This is a genomic window from Bacillus sp. JKS001846 (genome assembly GCF_900176455.1).
In the GTDB taxonomy this organism is placed as follows: domain Bacteria; phylum Bacillota; class Bacilli; order Bacillales; family Bacillaceae_G; genus Bacillus_A; species Bacillus_A cereus.
Genome location: NZ_FWYG01000001.1, coordinates 4,194,513 through 4,212,188 on the forward strand (window position 1 = coordinate 4,194,513; position 17,676 = coordinate 4,212,188).

Below are 17,676 nucleotides of genomic sequence, written 5' to 3' on the forward strand. Positions count from 1 at the left end.
ACCCCTCATTATTTCTTTAATTTTTTCAGTTGTTCACCAATAATATCACTTAATTGGAAAGTAGCAGAATCAGCATTTGGCTCATACTGACTATAATCTTCAGTTACATTATTTTCCTCAAGCGCTTCTTTTATACTTAAAGAAATACGTTTCTCTGCTACGTGAACTTCAAGTACTTTCACTTTTACTTCTTGTCCCATTTCCAATACTTCATTCGGATTTTTCACGTGACGATTTGCAATTTGAGATACGTGTACAAGTCCTTCAACGCCCGGTAAAATCTCAACGAATGCACCAAATGTAACAAGGCGTTTTACTACTCCCTCACGAATATCTCCAGCTTTTATTTCGCCAGCAACGTTTTCCCAAGGTCCTGGTTGAGCTGCTTTAATTGATAAAGAAATACGTTGTGTATCAGCATCAACAGATAACACCTTTACCTTAACCTTTTGACCTTGCTCTAACACTTCAGAAGGTTGCTCTACACGTTCGTGTGAAATTTGTGAAATGTGAACTAAACCGTCCACTCCACCAACATTAACGAATGCTCCAAAGTCAGTTAATCGTTGTACTGTTCCTTCAACAACGTCCCCTTCTTTTAATGAAGAAATTGCTTCTTTTTTCTTAGAATCTAGTTCTAATTCTACTACCGCTTTATGCGAAAGGATTACACGATTTTTTTCACGGTCTAATTCAACAATTTTCACCGCTAATGTTTTACCTTTATAGTCAGTAAAGTCTTCTACATAATGTACTTCTACAAGTGAAGCTGGAATAAAACCGCGAACACCAAGGTCCACAACTAATCCGCCATTCACAATATCTTTTACAGTAACATCAAATACATGACCAGAAGTAAATTTCTCTTGTAGTTCTACCCATGCTTTTTCTGCATCAACAGCACGTTTAGATAAGACAAGATCATCTTCTTCTAATTTAATAATTTTCAACTCTAGTGTTTGATCTAATTCTACAACATCGCTTGCTTTTTCAATATGAACGTTAGCTAATTCACTAATTGGAATTACGCCATCTGTTTTGTATCCAACATTTACAAGCACTTGTTTCTCTTCAACCTTCGTTACAGAACCTGTAACAACGTCACCAACTTGTAATTCTTTTGAATCCATAACTTCTTCATTCATTTTCTCTACCATGGAAATACCTCCCTACAGAATTGACAAAGCATTTTTTATGTATATACGAAATGAAAACAAAGTTTTCATTTGCATGTTTAAGAATTTCTCATCACATACTCTTTTTCAATAACATTCACAAGAAAATATATTAAACCTATATAAATAGTATACAGCAAAACCAGCTTGAAAAAAGTATGTTTTGAAATATAATAGCGAATATATTCTGACAGTTTTATTCCTCTTTAACTAACTTCTTACAAATCAGCTCATTTGTCAAGGAAAGAGACTCACAATTCACGTATCCTTTACATTTCTATTTAAACAAAAAAAGAAAGAGGATTATCCCCTTTCTTTATTTCGCAAACACTCCAGAAACAATGCTCATAATTTTTCGGACAACTTCTTCAATTGATAAAGAAGTCGTATCTAATTCCAATGCATCATCAGCCTTTTTTAGTGGAGAAACTTCGCGTTCTGAATCTAATTTATCACGCTGAGCAATTTCTTCTTTTAGCTGCTCTAAATTAGAATCGAAACCTTTATTTAAATTTTCTAAATGCCTTCTTTCCGCTCTTTCTTCAACAGAAGCAAGCATAAAGATTTTCACTTCAGCATCCGGTAATACATGTGTACCAATATCACGGCCGTCCATTACAACGCCGCCTTTTTTCGCTAACTCTTGCTGACGACGTACCATTTCTTCACGAACAAGGCGATGTTTCGCTACAATAGATACTCGATTCGTCACATCAGGTGTACGAATTACTTCAGAAACATCTTGTCCATTTAAAAATACAAGCTGTGTATTTTCTCCTTGCTGAAACTCAATATTTACATTCTTTACAACTTCCATTAACTGCTCTTCATTTTCAATGTCTACTTTTTGTTGAAGGGCTGCATATGTAAGCGTACGGTACATTGCGCCTGTATCAATATAAACATAAGAAAGTTCCTTCGCAACAACTTTTGCCACTGTACTTTTCCCTGCAGCTGCTGGACCATCTATAGCAATTGAAATTCGTTTATCCATTGTAACACCTCATTTTTTCACTTATAAAACAAAACGAAAAGCAGGTGTTCACCCTGCTTCTTCTCATTTGCTTCGCGTCATTAAATCCTCAATTATTGTAGCATAATCCTTCATAGAAGAAAATGAAAACTACCGATTCACCTGCAAGATTTCCACTTTGTTTTTTACCATAACACCCTCATAATAAACAATTTTAGATAAATATTTCACTGATGACTTATGTATAAATAACAATTGTACAACAGAAAGACAAATGAATTGTATTATTAATATACGAATAAAAATTCTCTCCATCTTTTTCACCGTAATTTCTCCCTCCTATACTATATTTGCACATTTCGTTTCGTAATTTTATACATCGTACATATAGCAGTTAATTTTATTGTCATTTTCGAGGCATACTTTTATACATTTCCATTGTCGAATTTACTCAAAACATGTTATGTTCTAAATGTATTTTTTTACTTGAAAGGGGTATAAGCATTGAAAAGAATCCTAGTTTTACACACAGGTGGAACAATTGCAATGGAGGAAGATAAAGAAACTGGGGTCGTACAACCAGGTAAAAAAAATCCTCTTTTAAAATTCATTCCTGATTTAGAAGGCGATGTTGATTTAATCGTTGAAGATGTGTTCCATCTACCATCTCCTCATATGACACCGAGCGAAATGTTACAATTACAAGTCATCATTGATGAAAGAGTAAAACAAGACAACATTCATGGCGTAGTTATTACGCATGGTACGGATACATTAGAAGAAACAGCTTATTTCTTAGATTTAACAGTACAAGCAACTATTCCGATCGTAGTGACAGGTGCAATGCGCTCTAGCAATGAGTTAGGTGCTGATGGTCTATATAACTTCTTATCAGCTGTAAAAGTTGCTAGTTGTGATGAAGCTACAGAAAAAGGTGTTTTAGTCGTATTAAACGACGAAATTCATTGCGCTACAAATGTAACGAAAACACATACAAGTAATGTCGCAACATTCCAAAGTCCACAATACGGACCAATTGGAATGGTAACAAAACGCGGCGTTGTCTTCCATCACGCTTTAGTACATCGCGAATCATATACGATAAATAAAGTGTCTAAAAATGTAGTTGTTCTAAAAGCATATGCTGGCATGGATGATACATTATTAGCAGCAATCGAAAATCTTCCTGTAGACGGCATTGTTATCGAAGCTCTTGGACAAGGTAATCTCCCTCCAAGAACACTACCTAGCCTAGAAAGATTATTAAATAAAGGTATTCCTGTCGTATTAGTTTCTCGCTGTTTCAACGGTATCGTTCAAGACGTATATTCGTATGAAGGTGGCGGTAAACACTTAAAAGATATGGGCATTGTATTCACATACGGCTTAAATGCACAAAAAGCACGCATTAAATTACTTGTTGCATTAGAGAATACAAATTCTCATGAATCCATTCAAAATATGTTTATGCACGAATAAAAAGGAGCTGTCGAGATTTTCCCGACAGCTCCTTTTTATTTTTCTCTTGATGCAATGGTTTGCGCAATCGCATCTCCATGAAATCTACCGTTCTCGATAAATATTTCATTTGCATTATTTCCAGCAGCAATGACACCTGCAATGAAAATATTTTCAGCATTCGTTTCCATTCTATCCTCTGTATAAATTGGACGTCCTGTTTCTTCATCAATCTGAACACCCATCTTCGTTAAGAAGCTATGATCAGGATGATAACCAGTCATCGCAAATACAAAATCGTTTTTGATTGTAAAAGCTTCACCATCAACTGTAAACGTTAATGTATGCTCAGTAATCTCTTTCACATGAGCTCCAAAATGCATTTGAATTGTACCGTTTCGTACTAACGCCTCAAATTCCGGCAAAATCCAAGGCTTTATGCTTGGTGAATACTCACTTCCACGATACAGTACCGTTACACGTGCACCAGATTTAACAAGTTCTAACGCGGCATCTACACTCGAGTTTTTCCCACCTATAACTACTACATCTCGATCAAAATAAGGATGCCCCTCTTTAAAATAGTGAGCTACTTTCTTCAATTCCTCACCTGGAACATTCATATAATTTGGATTATCATAATATCCAGTTGCTACAACAATATATTTCCCTATATACATTTCCTTACTTCCGTCACGCTTTGTCGTCTCAACCTGAAAAACTTCTCCATCTTTTTGAACTTTCTCCACTCGCTCAAAAGCATTTACACGTACAGATTTACGTTTTACTACTTCACGATAATACGCAAGCGCTTGATTTCGAAATGGCTTACGATTTTCTGTAATAAAAGCTACATCACCAATTTCTAATTTTTCACTAGAAGAGAAAAATGTTTGATGAGTTGGATAATTATAAATGGCATTTACAATGTTTCCTTTTTCAATTACTAACGGATTTATCCCTACCTTTTGCAACGAAATTGCAGCCGCTAATCCGCACGGACCGCCTCCGATTATAATAACTGTTTCTTTCTGCATACTCGTCCACTCCTAGTCTTCTACCAATGCACTATTTATAAAAACAAGAAAAAACCTACTTACAGCAGTAGGCACCTATCTTTATTGTATTCATTTTTCATATATTTGTCATCTAAACGAAACGTACATCCGATAGACATCTGCTAAAAACTGCTGAAATTTAATACCTTGTTTCCCTAATACATTCTCAGGATCAATCTTTCTAGCTGGATCAAGCGTTTTATGTGACACGATATCTTTTTTCGGATTTAAGCCAAAGTTTTGGCATAAATACGCATGATACCATGCAAAACGATTATACGCTTCCCAAAAGTTAACATCACCACCATAACAAAGTTCCACTCCAATGGCCGCCTTATTCGCGTCATAGCCATATAAGTCATTATCCGTCGGCACACCATATCGAACATGATACGCAACTTCATTTATAGGAATAATCTCCAATATTGTTTTATCATCTATAAATGTATGCGCCGAAGCTTTCGGTTGTAATTCATTAAAGTAATCTCGATTGCCTATCGCATTGCTTCCAGGATTCCCCGTATCATGGCTTACGATAAATCTCACTTTAGTCAGAGGAATCCCCGGTCGTGAACTTCCATATCCAATATAATTGCGCTCTATAGGAAACATCGCCATTGCTACCAACTCCCGCTCTAGAAGATTACCTTACTTCCTTATATATGTATTCGGTAGCAATGTCCTTATCGCATATTTCTTACGCGAAGAGAAAATCGAAAATATTTGAAGTGAACACCATAAACAACAAGATACTTACAGCCACTCCATAAAAACCGTAAAACCAAACACAATCTTCTTTCGTATCTAAACCGAAAAATTTATTTACCGATTGTAATAATGTGCCACGCTTGCTTTGTTTGTTTCGTAATACTTCCACTCGCTCTACAACATCTGCTGGCATCATAAATCTTTGGTCTACTGTCATTTTCATCATTTATCTCTCCTTAAAATCATTTCCGTTTTGTTTATCTAAGGAGAGTATAGCACGTTTGTTCGCATAGAACAAGCGTTCTTTTTTTATTTTTATTTTATTTTTCAGCAAGCCAAGTAAAAACTGAGATTACAACGGCAATAATCGGCCCTACTACAACCACACCAAATATCAGAAACAGTAGCCCTTCCCCGAACATCCGAACGGTACTTATTTTGCGAGCTTTCATCGTTCTTGCGAGTTCTCCCTCTAACCTATTAACCTTTTCTTCTAATTGTTCTACTCGTTCCAACATTTCATTCTCCATATACAACACCTCATTTAATACTTCAACAAAAAAACGTGATTCCCTCGAAAGGAAATCACGTTTTCTCAAGATATAATATTTTATACCCAACCTCTGAAGCGGCTTGCTTCAGCCATTTTACGAACACCAACCATGTACGCCGCTAAGCGCATGTTCACTTTACGAACTTGTGCTGTTTCATAAATAGAATCAAATGATCTTACCATTACTTTTTCTAAACGTTGTTCTACTTCTTCTTCAGTCCAGTAGTAACCTTGGTTATTTTGTACCCACTCAAAGTAAGATACTGTTACACCACCAGCACTTGCTAACACGTCTGGAACAAGTAAAATTCCGCGATCTGTTAAAATTTTAGTCGCTTCTAATGTTGTTGGACCATTTGCTGCTTCAACAACGATTTTCGCTTTAATATCATTAGCATTTTCTTCTGTAATTTGGTTCTCAATTGCAGCTGGAACTAAAATATCGCAATCAAGTTCTAACAATTCTTTGTTTGAAATTGTATTGTTAAATAACTTTGTTACTGTACCGAAGCTATCACGACGGTCTAATAAATAATCAATATCTAATCCATTTGGATCATGTAACGCGCCGTAAGCATCTGAGATTGCAATAACTTTCGCACCTGCATCATGCATAAATTTAGCTAAGAAGCTACCAGCATTACCGAATCCTTGAACAACAACGCGTGCACCCTTAATATCAATGCCACGTTTTTTCGCAGCTTCGCGAATACAAATTGTTACACCTTTCGCTGTTGCTGTTTCACGTCCATGTGATCCACCTAATACAAGCGGTTTACCTGTAATAAATCCTGGTGAATTAAATTCATCAATACGGCTATACTCATCCATCATCCATGCCATAATTTGAGAGTTTGTGAATACATCTGGAGCTGGAATATCTTTCGTCGGTCCTACGATTTGGCTAATTGCTCGTACATAACCGCGACTTAATCTTTCTAACTCACGGAATGACATTTCACGTGGATCACAAATAATTCCACCCTTACCTCCACCATATGGTAAATCAACAATACCACATTTTAAACTCATCCAGATTGAAAGTGCTTTCACTTCATTTTCTGTTACATTCGGATGGAAGCGAATTCCACCTTTCGTTGGACCAACAGCATCATTATGTTGTGCACGATATCCTGTAAATATTTTAACAGTCCCGTCATCCATACGAACTGGTATTTTCACTGTCATCATACGAATTGGTTCTTTTAATAATTCATATACTTCGTTTGGATAACCCAATTTTTCTAACGCTTCACTAATAACAATTTGTGTTGAATTCAATAGTTCAAAATGTTGTTCCCTTTGTTGTTGTGTTTTTGTTTGAGTTCCCTTTTCGGCTACCATAGTAAGTAAACCCCCTGTAATTTCACTTGTTTAGTAAACCTTCATTGCCTAGTATACACCCTTAAATTTGGAATGCAATAGAAAACGCTAACAAATATATACAAACTATTTTCTGTTGCAAGCGTTTTCACTATTATTATAGTCCTTTTATTACTTTTAGAAAAGTAAAATACTTAAATATTTAAATATTTTTTATTTTCATCAACCACACTCCCATAAAACTGCATATTTTATTTTCAAAAAGTATGTTCGAGTATTTACAATCATCCCTTCCCTTCTCCAAATAAAAACAAAACCTCAGCTATGTTGTATTAGCTGAGGTTTTGTTTTTTCACGAAGTAATTGTGTATTTGCTCTATCGCGTTAACATCCATTAATTCTTTACCGTACTCCATGATGCGATAAATGGTTGCTGTAGACGGATTACCGTATTCCGCTAAAATAGCTATAAAATCCGCCTTTAACAATTGAATTTGTTCCTCTTCTTCCACCCAAAGATAGAAGCGCTCATCCCACGTATATAGCTTTCCGCCAGTTACACCAAGGTTATATAAGCGATTCGACAGGTTAATTACGTCATCTAGCGTAGCAAACTCATATAATATATGCTCACTTTCATCTAGAGTCACTTGCATTTCAATAAACTCGTCACGGAACTCATCATCTGTATCCATTTCTTGATTTTCTTTCGTTACAATTACAACCATCCCTTGTGCTTGTAGAGAAAACACTTCAACTGCAATCGGACCATCTGCTTCAAACCCTAATTCCTTATTTGCTTCTTGCATCATATCACGAAATAATTGCTGTACTTTCGGTGCATTTCTCCATAAATCTTCTTTCGTTAATCCTCGTTCAGATAAATCATCAAATGTTAGAAAAATTTTTATCTTATTGTAATTTAATCGTTCCAGCCTCATCTCATACCCTCCCTACGTAACCAATGCATCTAATTTTTATTATATGAAATAGAAAATAGATGGTTCTTTTCGAACAACTATTCCGACATTTTTAACCATCCATCCCATTCTTCTTTCGTATCACCAATTAAGATTGTTTCAATGTCCAACTGGTTTAGAACGCCTAGCTTTCCGATAAATCCAACTAAAAGAGATTCCCTTTTTTCTTGTAATAAATTTATAAAGTTCATCGTCTTTTTCATTTCTTGTTCGTCAGCAAAAGATACAAATACATATTTCGGCTGTATTTCCTCTACCGCTGATAACATACCATCTTCAGCTAAGCTTGTCCTAATATATATCGCCTCATATCCTTTTAAGCGTAAATAAGTTGAAAAAATAAATCCTTTCAATGCATCCTTTTCTAACACAATAACTTTGTGTAAAGAGGAAAACATTGAGGCATTGTGATACACCATCCCTAGACGCGTTTGTAAAAATGATAGTGCATATTGAAATTGCACCATTGAAATCTCATTATTATTTTTTGACGTTAATAATTTGTCTGTCACTCGAAGAACAATACTGGCAACAACCTTCTCTGTTGAATATATACTAAAAGCTTCGTTTAATAATGCAGCAATTGTAATTTCATCAAATTTTAACAAAGCTTGTAGCAAATCGTCCACTAAAACAACTTCTTTATCGAAATGTATCTCTTTTTGAACTGTACTCTGCAAACGATTCTCTTCTAATAATCGAACTGCTTGTCCAATCATCATACCGGAAGAAACTTTTTCCATTAACCATTTTAAAATTTGAATATGCTCTTCTGTATATAAACGATGCCCAGCTTGATTCCGCTTTGGGGCAATAATTTGATATCGTCTTTCCCATGCACGAAGCGTACTCGGCTGAACTCCAATTATATTCGAAACGGCTTTTATATTGTATTTCCCATTAAGAGTTGGCATCATTTCCCTCCGCACAATGTAATGATGTGTGTTTGAGCAGGTGCTCGGAAACGAAGTGGTATCAATGTTGTTCCATACCCATTACTAACAAAGAGAATCGTATTTAAATGGTTATATACGCCACCTTTTAAATATTTTTTAGATGGGAATAATCGGATTTGCCCTCCATGCGTATGGCCACTTAACACAAGTGAAATCTGTTCATTTCCAGACATTTTTTTTATTATATCAGGGTTGTGACTAACTAGGATACGAAAACCATCTTCTTTACAATCCGCCAATGCCAAATCTAGACGATCACGGTGCAATCCAACATCATCTATACCGAGCAAACAAATTTTCTCGCCTAATTCAGACTCAAATACCACTCTTGTATTATCTAAAACTTTTACGTTATTTTCTAATAATAACGCATCTAATTCATGATATTCTATCTCATAATCATTGTTTCCCCACACAAAATATACAGGAGCTATCTCTCTTAACTTTTGAATATTCGCAGAGATTTTTGATAAAGAGACACCTTTCTCTGCTAAATCTCCTCCGATAATTACGAGATCTACTTTTCCTTTTACTTGTTCAATTAACAAATTCGAAATGACTCTTCTATGAATATCAGAAATAAAAAACACATTTACTTTTTGAAAACTTTTCGGAAATTCTTTAAATACTAAAGTATGTTCCAACACTGTATTACGCATCGCTTCTTTATACATCACAAGAAGCAATAAAATCCCCATGCCTATGAGAGTACTGAATAATATAATCCATATCATATTTTTGACTCCCCTCCTCATAAAGATAATCCTAGGCTTTTATAACAAACGGTGATCGCTTAACTCACTAGCTTTCTTGCTTTGTGGACTTATCTTTTATCGGAATTTTTAATTCTTGACCTGCACTCACTTCATCTTCTTGCAAGTTATTATACTTTTTAATTACTTCAATTCCATTTCCATCTGAAAAATATTGCTTCGCTATACTTTCTAAAGTTTCTCCCTCTTTCACAGTATGCGTTATTACTTTTTCAGAATGTTTCTGCGACTCAGATTTAGCTGAATCAAAGAAGATTACTTCAAACGCACTTTTTCCGGCATTATTACTATCACCCTTCACCTGAATATATTTATCCGTGTACCACAAAATACTAATCGGCAGCAGAATGAATAGAAATGTTAAAACCCGGACGAAAATGTGATTTATTTTAAACTTTTGTTTTTTTTCTTTATTTCTATGAATTTCACTACGCGGCGGTAAACTTTCTTTTTCTTCCACTCGCTCAACTTCTAATTCCTCTTCAAAATCAGGAATTCGTTTCCTCATGTTGTTCACCACCACCTTCCATTTATTTTCTTAATTGGAGTCCCATTATAAAATCAACAAGAAAGTGTGCAAAGATTGTTATAAACAAATTTCCTGTCCATTCAAATACATAACCAAAGACAAAACTAATGAAACAGACGAAACAAAACAAAAATGGCTTTGTTATATAACGAATATGTAACACTGCAAATACGAAGCTCGCAATTACAATTCCAAAATGAGTCTGTACTACACCTCTAAATAAAAATTCTTCTGCAAAACCAATTAAGAACGTAATAACGAGTAAGTGTAGAACGGACATTCCTCGAAACATCTTATCGTTAATACCACCATCATCAAACCAAGACTCCGGAAACACTCGCATTGCAACATAATCTAATAACACAATACCAATCGCTAACAAACCACCTATAATAAGTATAGATACTGGTTCCCATTTCCATAAATTAAAGACTTCTTTTACATCTTGAAATAATATATATGCCAGTAAACAGCCAATACCGATAATAATTAACTGTGTTATATATAGATTCAGCCTTATTTCCTGCGGACTCATATCTTCAACATTATGCCTTTGAATGTTCATCATTCCTCCATCTTTTCTAGGCCGAAAAGCTTTTGTAACTCTGTTTCCCAATTATAGTCGAAATCCGATTGTTGCGCTCGTCTTTTTTTATAATCTTCTTTTATAATACCGCAATAATCGCAGCAATTAATTAACTCTTGCTCTTTCCTATAACCGAACTGTTGCAGCACATATTCACGTCTACACCCTTTAACTTGTATCCATGATTTCATATTTTCTAGCTCACTATATTTATTACGCAACCTTATTTCTACTTCAGCTATTAATCGGTTCATAATTTCATCTGACAAACCTTCTAATAATAATCTTCGTTGTTGTATAATTCCAACCTGTTCGAGATGATAACGAACGAAACGCCAATATTGCTCATTAAATCTTGCTGCATTATAACAAATTTCTTCTACATCTTCTATTGGTAATTCTTTCGTTTGAAACATTCTTTCTTGTAGTAAAGAAAATAAAAATTGTATTTGTGACTTACTTGGCAATTCATCCTCAATGATTGAAATTGGTAAATCATGATCCAACGGACTACATAATAAAATAGCTATACTCGGTTCGCCATCTCTTCCAGCTCTTCCGATTTCTTGTAAGTAAGAAGCTATATTAGTTGGATAATGAAAATGAATAATATATCGCGTATTCGCCTTATTTACCCCCATACCAAATGCACTTGTGCATATTACAAGTTGCAATTGATCGTTCATAAACTGCTGTTGAATTAACATACGCTCTTCATGTTCCATACCACCATGATAAAAAGCTACACCAGTAACACCTTTCCCTCTCAAGTATTCCGTTAACCTTTCTGTCCACGCTCTACTTGAGCAATATACAATCCCCGGCCCTTGTAAATACATCACCTGCTCTAAAAGCGCCTCTTTCTTTTCTTCTATCGTCTCTACAAATTGCACATCCATTGCAATATTAGGACGATCAATAGAGTATACATGTTCCGCGGCACCCTTTAAATTTAAACTATTTGCGATATCCTGCAGTACCCCTTTTGTCGCTGTGGCTGTCAATGCTAATACTGTAGGAGAACCAATATTTTCAATAACTACATTTAGTTTTTTATAGTCCGGTCTAAAATCATAACCCCATTGAGAAATACAATGAGCCTCATCAACAACAAATAATGAAATATGAATTTTCTTCAATTCCCTAATTAATAACTCCGACTGTAACATCTCTGGTGAAACAAAAATAAATTTATATGAAGATAATTTTTTCATCGCTTCTCTTTTTTCATTTAATGTCCGAAAACTATTAAATGCTATTACTCGGTTTTTCACAACATACTTTAATTGTGTCACTTGATCTTCCATTAAAGATAATAACGGTGATACAACAAGCACTGTTCCTTCTCGCATAAGCCCCGGAAACTGATAGCACATAGATTTCCCTCTTCCAGTCGGAAGCATTGCTATCACATCTTTTCCTTCTAATAAATCTGTAATAACTCCTTTTTGACCTGGACGAAATTCAGAATATCCAAACCACTTATATAAATATTCTTCAAGTTTCATTTACACCCTCCATCCGCGCTAATACAAGACGAACTTCAAAATAAGAGATATCTTCTCCAACCGCTTGTTTCAAAACACGTAACTTCCGCGTTTGCAATGCTTCAATTACTTTTATTACTTTGTCTATCTTTTCTTTTTCCATAAACATTTCAATAGAAAAATCTTTTTCTCGCAAAGCAATTTCAACAAAATGATCTTCTATCGTTGCAACCTTTAAATTCCGAATCGTCGCTATTTCTTCTAAAGAACGTCCTTGTCTCCAAAAATTATATGTTTTTTTCGTGGATAAACTAAATAATTCAGCTCTCTCATTTGGATAAGATATAATTTCAGCTAATAGTGGAAATTCATTTTCTTTATCACGAACTTCTTGTATAAAGAAATGCATTGTACCCCAAAATAAAAAATACACCCTGAATATATCTTGTTTCGTAATTTCTGCTAATTGTTGCAATGTACAACCAATACGTTCATAACCCGTTAGTCGATATGTTACAATCGTCGCTTCTATCGTATTGCTCTTTTCTAAAAGATTATGTACTTCCGTCCATAGTTTTCTCGCCAACTCACTTCTCTTATATGGTATTCCTGTTAGAAAACGTTTCACCCACATCATTATTTCTGTATCTTGCTGAATTGGGATAAACTTCGTATTATTCTGTTGTAAATTTGATATGGTTTGAATAATTAATGATAATCTTTTCCAAAATGTTTCACCTAATTCACCATAATGTAAACCATGCAAATGCGCCGGAAAAGCATAAACTTCCCCCCATTTATGTAACTGCATTTTACCCGTAGGTGTTAACACATATGTATTTTCATGTATTTCTTGAATAAAATTCGCTTGCAACAACTTTGCAACTTCACCATCATAGTCATTTCTATTCAATGATTTATATATTCCGAACAAAAAAGAAATTCGGAACATATTTCCATCTTGTAAAGTTTGCGAAGAACGTTTGCCCTTTAGTAAATAATAAATAGAAGAAACGGTTCTTTCACCATTCAATTGTTTTAAACAATGCAACAAAGTATATTGTATTTGCATGACCGCTTCCACCTTCCAATCTTAATTTCATTCTTTTCAGTACAATTACACTATCTACTTTCGCTCATTAAACTTATCATATAAGAACTATATACCTGTATATATTCTATTGTATCAAACGAAATCATATTTACGTATTTTGAAAATCTTATGACATAATTCAAAAATGAGTTGACACTCTAATTGATAAGCATTATCATTATAATTTTATGTTGAAAAGTTTTACAAACCGTTTTACAATAAGGTTATAATTTTTATGGCGAGCTTTTCACATACATATTATCAGGAGGGAAAAAAGATGGCAAAATATACAATCGTTGATAAAGATACTTGTATTGCATGTGGTGCTTGTGGCGCTGCTGCACCAGACATTTATGACTATGATGATGAAGGTATTGCATTTGTAACATTAGATGATAACCAAGGTATCGTTGAAATTCCAGATGTATTAATTGAAGATATGATGGATGCATTCGAAGGCTGTCCAACTGACTCAATTAAAGTTGCTGACGAATCATTCGACGGAGACGCTTTAAAATTCGAATAGTCTTTTATTAACTTCAAAAAATGCCCCTCATATTGATGAGGGGCATTTTTTGTATCTAAATTTTATTTTCCTTAATAAAAAACCATTAGTAGTTTCACACTACTAATGGTTTTAATATATATTATGCATTTTTCATTTTTGCAAACACCCATACTTTCAGGCGTGAGAATAATGCTACAAATACAATTGTTACAACAATCCCTTTAATTAAATTAAATGGTAAGATTGCCGTTACAACCGTTGTTCTTATAGCTTCGCTAGACATAGCCGGTGAATTTAAAAACCAAGTGTAAGCCGGGAATATGATGATGTAGTTTAATACACTCATAATAAGTGCCATTGTAATTGTCCCTAGCATTAATCCTGTAGTTAAACTCTTCACAGTACGATACTTTCTAAATAAGAAAGCTGCTGGTCCAATAAATAAACATCCTGCAATAAAGTTTGCAATTTCTCCAACTGGTACTCCCGTTAAACTTCCTTGAATCCCGTAATGTAAAATGTTCTTTATCGCCTCTACAATCACTCCTGCTACTGGTCCAAAGATAATTGCTGCAATTAGAGCTGGTACATCACTAAAATCAATTTTCAAAAATGGCGGAAGCCCTGGGAACGGGAAATCTAACATCATTAGTAAATATGCAATACTACTTAGCATCGCTACACTCACCATCTGCACTACACTGTTTTTTTGTTTCATCTTTCTCTCTCCTTTTCCATCGATCATCTCATGGAAAGTGGAAAGGTTCTGCTATGCCTATTTTTTCATAGAACGAAAAAACCCTTTGTGTTTTACACAAAGGGAGAATTTAAGGCACATCAAACAGACGTTCAAATCCATATCTTTTTTGAACGCTTGAACCTCCATCTTCTCCCATCCAGACTATACTGTCGGCTTTGGAATCACACCAAATCCTGCCTTAACGGCTCGCGGGCTTAGAACAAAATCATAAATAGTTCATCACCGCCGGTCGGGATTTTCACCCTGCCCCGAAGATAGACCGATATTCTATTTTCCCCTTCATTATACAACAACCTCATAACATTGTGAACTAAAAAATTGTAACTTATTTAAAATTAGTTATTTATTTTTCGTAACAACAAATAAATTGCGAGATATTTTACAATACAATCCATATTTTTTATTATTCGGCATTTCTCTTTTGAATTACCTAGTCATATATAATTAAAAGTGATAAGATATTGAATTGTTAAGATAAGAACATTTTCTGAGTTATGGAGGAAATGTCATGAAAAAAGACAAGAGACATTCTATTCGAGAAGCAATGAAAAAAAACTTAAGAAAAGAATACTTTTACTTAAAAAAAGAATTACTTTTCTACTGCCCAATTGATTTAGGCACATTCTCAAACGAGACATACTATGCTACTTTCGATGAAGATGGCATTGGTATTTATCAGTATGATAAAAAAACAGAAAGTAAATTAAAATTGTGTGAGCGTCATCCGTGGAAGAGTTGGAATAAAGTGAAGATTGATCACTATTTGACAACTTCTCAATTTATTTTTCAGGGTGAGCGAAATTGGATCTTATCTCTTTTTCAAAAAGGAAAAGAAGCTCAAAAAATTATTGAAGAGCATACATCTTTACAAACAGAAGTTGTTTCCCGCTCTTTCTTAAAAAAACTTCCTGGTTTTCGTTCTAATACACCACTGAATAAATACATCGGTAGTATTTGTTACACTGCACTTATTGCATTTTTATTAAAATGGATGATTCCATTTCAAGCACCACAAATCGCCCTGTATTCTATTTCGATTGGTTGTATGCTTCTTGGCCTACTTTGTTTGACAATCGGTTTAATTGAACCGACTATCGTACTGTTTCGAACAAAAGAGAAAACAAGAACAAAAGTTTTTTACTTATATAGCTATTTAGCTATTTCTGGATTTATATGTGTCTTTATTTTTTGGTAAAAGAAGCCGTCCCAAAATAAATTTTGGGACGGTTTTCTTTTAGATATAGATGCTCTAATTCACTCAATAGTTCTAGCAAAAGCGCCCATATAATTTCATTTACATTGAACCTTATTTAAGAAGAACATAAATTTGTTCAAAGTTTAATTTTTGAAATGTTTCCTTTACTTAACATATAATTGTTGATTAGGATAAATTAGCTCTTGCTGCAATCCATTTTTTTCTTTAATTTCCTTAAGTGTCATACTAAATTTCCGTGCAATACTAACTAAAGTATCCCCTTTTTGTACGACATATAATGATGAAGAAACAACTTCATTTCTTTGTTCATTTAAAACAAGCAATGGGTTCATCGCATTCTTTTTCGCCATCGTCCATCTTCCTTGATGAAGTTCTAGATGTAAGTGTGCACCTCGCGATTCTCCCGTGTTCCCTACTTCTCCAATTTTTTCTCCTTTGGAAATATAATCTCCTTGACCCACATATCTCTTATTTAAATGTGCATATACAGCCTCATATTCTCCGTGTTTAATAAATACAACATTTCCATAACTACTTGAATAATAAGACTTCGTTACCCTACCATCTTGAATAGCTGCCACAGGCGTTCCAATCGGCGCAGCTACATCAATACCATAGTGTTTTCCATGCCTTGTCCCAAAATAATCACTTATCTGACCTTCAACAGGCCATGTCCATCGATTTTCTTCTGCATAAACATGTAATTGAGATACAAACAGCATACTCAATAACATGACGCCGCATTTTAAAACTTTCATATACATCCTCCGTTTTCTAATTACCACCATACCTTCTCTATTTTGGTATATTACAGAAAAAAGTATACAAAAAAAGAAAGTGAATTACTCCACTTCCTTCTCTTTCTTATCACGAAAAACTAATGCACTACGGTTATACTCCACATCTTTCACTTGTAATCGGGCATTTATTACTCGAGCTATCGCAAACAAATAATCAGATAATCTATTTACATACTTTAAGACAACTTCATTTATTTTCACTTCTTTTTGCAATGATACTATAGAGCGTTCTGCTCTCCTTACAACAGTACGTGCAATATGAATAGTAGCCGCCGCCTCGCTACCACCTGGCAAAATAAAGCGTTCTAATGGCGGGGCTTCTTCTATATATAAATCAATCTTTCTTTCTAAACTTTCAACCATCTCAATTGTCACTTTATAAGGAATTTTTTGTTCCACTATTGCCAAGTCTCCTCCGCAATCAAATAGTTCATGTTGAATATTTTCGAGCTCATTGTAAATATCTCTAAAAGCCCCGCCTTGAACCTTAGTCATTGCATATCCAATATGAGAATTTGCCTCGTCTATTGTTCCATACGCTTCCACACGGATATCATCTTTATCAACCCTGCCACCTATTACACTTGTCGTTCCTTTATCTCCTGTTTTTGTATATAATTTCATTTCTTCACAGCACCCTCTCTTGTTATTCTTGATTCGATTAAGATAGAAAAAAGTTCTACCATTCTTTATTTAATTGAGTTTACAAAAAAATAAAAAACAGCAGAACTTTATTCATT

The 17,676-nt window shown here is 34.5% G+C and carries 21 protein-coding genes and 1 riboswitch; of the genes, 3 read left to right on the forward strand and 18 right to left on the reverse strand.

Translation table 11 applies throughout. The features are described from left to right. Nucleotides 1-8: 8 nt before the first annotated feature. The 3 genes from rpsA to B9A45_RS32280 all read right to left on the reverse strand — a co-directional run bounded on the left by rpsA (nt 9) and on the right by B9A45_RS32280 (nt 2,472). The gene (gene rpsA, locus B9A45_RS22320) at nt 9-1,157 is read right to left on the reverse strand and encodes a 30S ribosomal protein S1 (RefSeq protein WP_000229559.1); all 1,149 of its coding nucleotides are present in this window, start codon (nt 1,155-1,157) and stop codon (nt 9-11) included. Between the two features lie 334 nt (nt 1,158-1,491). Next, nucleotides 1,492-2,169, reverse strand: coding sequence for a (d)CMP kinase (gene cmk / locus B9A45_RS22325; protein ID WP_084065113.1), 678 nt, complete (start codon nt 2,167-2,169; stop codon nt 1,492-1,494). A gap of 129 nt (nt 2,170-2,298) precedes the next feature. Then, nucleotides 2,299-2,472 carry a YpfB family protein gene (locus tag B9A45_RS32280; RefSeq protein WP_000738057.1) on the reverse strand — a complete coding sequence of 58 codons (174 nt, stop codon included), beginning with the start codon at nt 2,470-2,472 and terminating at the stop codon, nt 2,299-2,301. 180 nt (nt 2,473-2,652) lie between these two features. On the opposite strand from B9A45_RS32280, the gene ansA reads away from it, so the two are divergent. Continuing rightward, a complete protein-coding gene (gene ansA / locus B9A45_RS22335) occupies nt 2,653-3,627 on the forward strand; it encodes an asparaginase (protein WP_084065116.1) in 975 nt (324 codons plus the stop codon). A 35-nt stretch (nt 3,628-3,662) separates the two neighbouring features. Here the strand turns inward: ansA and B9A45_RS22340 are convergent, their stop codons facing one another. The 12 genes from B9A45_RS22340 to B9A45_RS22395 form a co-directional block, all read right to left on the reverse strand. Continuing rightward, nucleotides 3,663-4,643 carry a YpdA family putative bacillithiol disulfide reductase gene (locus B9A45_RS22340; RefSeq protein WP_001168510.1) on the reverse strand — a complete coding sequence of 327 codons (981 nt, stop codon included), beginning with the start codon at nt 4,641-4,643 and terminating at the stop codon, nt 3,663-3,665. Between the two features lie 108 nt (nt 4,644-4,751). After that, on the reverse strand, nt 4,752-5,282 hold the full coding sequence (locus B9A45_RS22345; protein ID WP_001240654.1) for a peptidoglycan recognition protein family protein: 531 nt from the start codon (nt 5,280-5,282) through the stop codon (nt 4,752-4,754). A 79-nt stretch (nt 5,283-5,361) separates the two neighbouring features. Further along, the gene (locus tag B9A45_RS22350; protein ID WP_001983018.1) at nt 5,362-5,598 is read right to left on the reverse strand and encodes a DUF3961 domain-containing protein; all 237 of its coding nucleotides are present in this window, start codon (nt 5,596-5,598) and stop codon (nt 5,362-5,364) included. A gap of 94 nt (nt 5,599-5,692) precedes the next feature. Beyond that, nucleotides 5,693-5,902, reverse strand: a complete 210-nt coding sequence (locus B9A45_RS22355) for a hypothetical protein (protein ID WP_000426769.1) — start codon at nt 5,900-5,902, stop codon at nt 5,693-5,695. An 80-nt stretch (nt 5,903-5,982) separates the two neighbouring features. Next, entirely contained in the window at nt 5,983-7,269 is a 1,287-nt protein-coding gene (gene gudB / locus B9A45_RS22360) for an NAD-specific glutamate dehydrogenase (RefSeq protein ID WP_000225173.1), read from the reverse strand. A 311-nt stretch (nt 7,270-7,580) separates the two neighbouring features. Further along, a complete protein-coding gene (locus tag B9A45_RS22365; protein ID WP_001235402.1) occupies nt 7,581-8,189 on the reverse strand; it encodes a genetic competence negative regulator in 609 nt (202 codons plus the stop codon). A gap of 77 nt (nt 8,190-8,266) precedes the next feature. Next, nucleotides 8,267-9,142 (reverse strand): MerR family transcriptional regulator, encoded by an 876-nt coding sequence (locus B9A45_RS22370; protein ID WP_001142653.1) that lies wholly within the window; start codon nt 9,140-9,142, stop codon nt 8,267-8,269. After that, a complete protein-coding gene (locus tag B9A45_RS22375; protein ID WP_000637796.1) occupies nt 9,142-9,918 on the reverse strand; it encodes a metallophosphoesterase in 777 nt (258 codons plus the stop codon). Before B9A45_RS22375 ends, B9A45_RS22370 begins: the two co-directional genes overlap by 1 nt. 67 nt (nt 9,919-9,985) lie before the next feature. After that, the gene (locus B9A45_RS22380; RefSeq protein WP_001231553.1) at nt 9,986-10,465 is read right to left on the reverse strand and encodes a LysM peptidoglycan-binding domain-containing protein; all 480 of its coding nucleotides are present in this window, start codon (nt 10,463-10,465) and stop codon (nt 9,986-9,988) included. Between the two features lie 22 nt (nt 10,466-10,487). Next, the gene (locus tag B9A45_RS22385; protein WP_001025780.1) at nt 10,488-11,051 is read right to left on the reverse strand and encodes a CPBP family intramembrane glutamic endopeptidase; all 564 of its coding nucleotides are present in this window, start codon (nt 11,049-11,051) and stop codon (nt 10,488-10,490) included. Next, complete coding sequence (recQ, locus tag B9A45_RS22390) at nt 11,051-12,580, reverse strand: ATP-dependent DNA helicase RecQ (RefSeq protein ID WP_000762979.1); 1,530 nt, start codon at nt 12,578-12,580, stop codon at nt 11,051-11,053. Before recQ ends, B9A45_RS22385 begins: the two co-directional genes overlap by 1 nt. Then, the gene (locus B9A45_RS22395; protein ID WP_001167013.1) at nt 12,570-13,631 is read right to left on the reverse strand and encodes a YpbB family protein; all 1,062 of its coding nucleotides are present in this window, start codon (nt 13,629-13,631) and stop codon (nt 12,570-12,572) included. The genes recQ and B9A45_RS22395 overlap by 11 nt, the downstream gene beginning before the upstream one ends. Before the next feature lie 298 nt (nt 13,632-13,929). Here B9A45_RS22395 and B9A45_RS22400 point away from each other — a divergent pair, with 298 nt between their 5' ends. Further along, nucleotides 13,930-14,178, forward strand: coding sequence for a ferredoxin (locus B9A45_RS22400; RefSeq protein WP_001151993.1), 249 nt, complete (start codon nt 13,930-13,932; stop codon nt 14,176-14,178). Nucleotides 14,179-14,299: 121 nt separating this feature from the next. Here B9A45_RS22400 and B9A45_RS22405 read toward each other — a convergent pair whose 3' ends face one another. Beyond that, nucleotides 14,300-14,878 (reverse strand): ECF transporter S component, encoded by a 579-nt coding sequence (locus tag B9A45_RS22405; RefSeq protein WP_000810856.1) that lies wholly within the window; start codon nt 14,876-14,878, stop codon nt 14,300-14,302. A 162-nt stretch (nt 14,879-15,040) separates the two neighbouring features. Further along, nucleotides 15,041-15,180, reverse strand: a riboswitch (FMN riboswitch). Nucleotides 15,181-15,428: 248 nt separating this feature from the next. Between B9A45_RS22405 and B9A45_RS22410 the strand changes: the two genes are divergently transcribed. Further along, nucleotides 15,429-16,115: a hypothetical protein gene (locus B9A45_RS22410; protein WP_084065119.1), complete on the forward strand. Its 687-nt coding sequence runs from the start codon at nt 15,429-15,431 to the stop codon at nt 16,113-16,115. Nucleotides 16,116-16,279: 164 nt separating this feature from the next. On the opposite strand, the gene B9A45_RS22415 is transcribed toward B9A45_RS22410, so the two are convergent. Next, complete coding sequence (locus B9A45_RS22415; protein WP_000866125.1) at nt 16,280-16,894, reverse strand: peptidoglycan DD-metalloendopeptidase family protein; 615 nt, start codon at nt 16,892-16,894, stop codon at nt 16,280-16,282. An 84-nt stretch (nt 16,895-16,978) separates the two neighbouring features. Next, on the reverse strand, nt 16,979-17,560 hold the full coding sequence (locus B9A45_RS22420) for a cob(I)yrinic acid a,c-diamide adenosyltransferase (RefSeq protein WP_000781277.1): 582 nt from the start codon (nt 17,558-17,560) through the stop codon (nt 16,979-16,981). Nucleotides 17,561-17,676 lie beyond the last annotated feature (116 nt).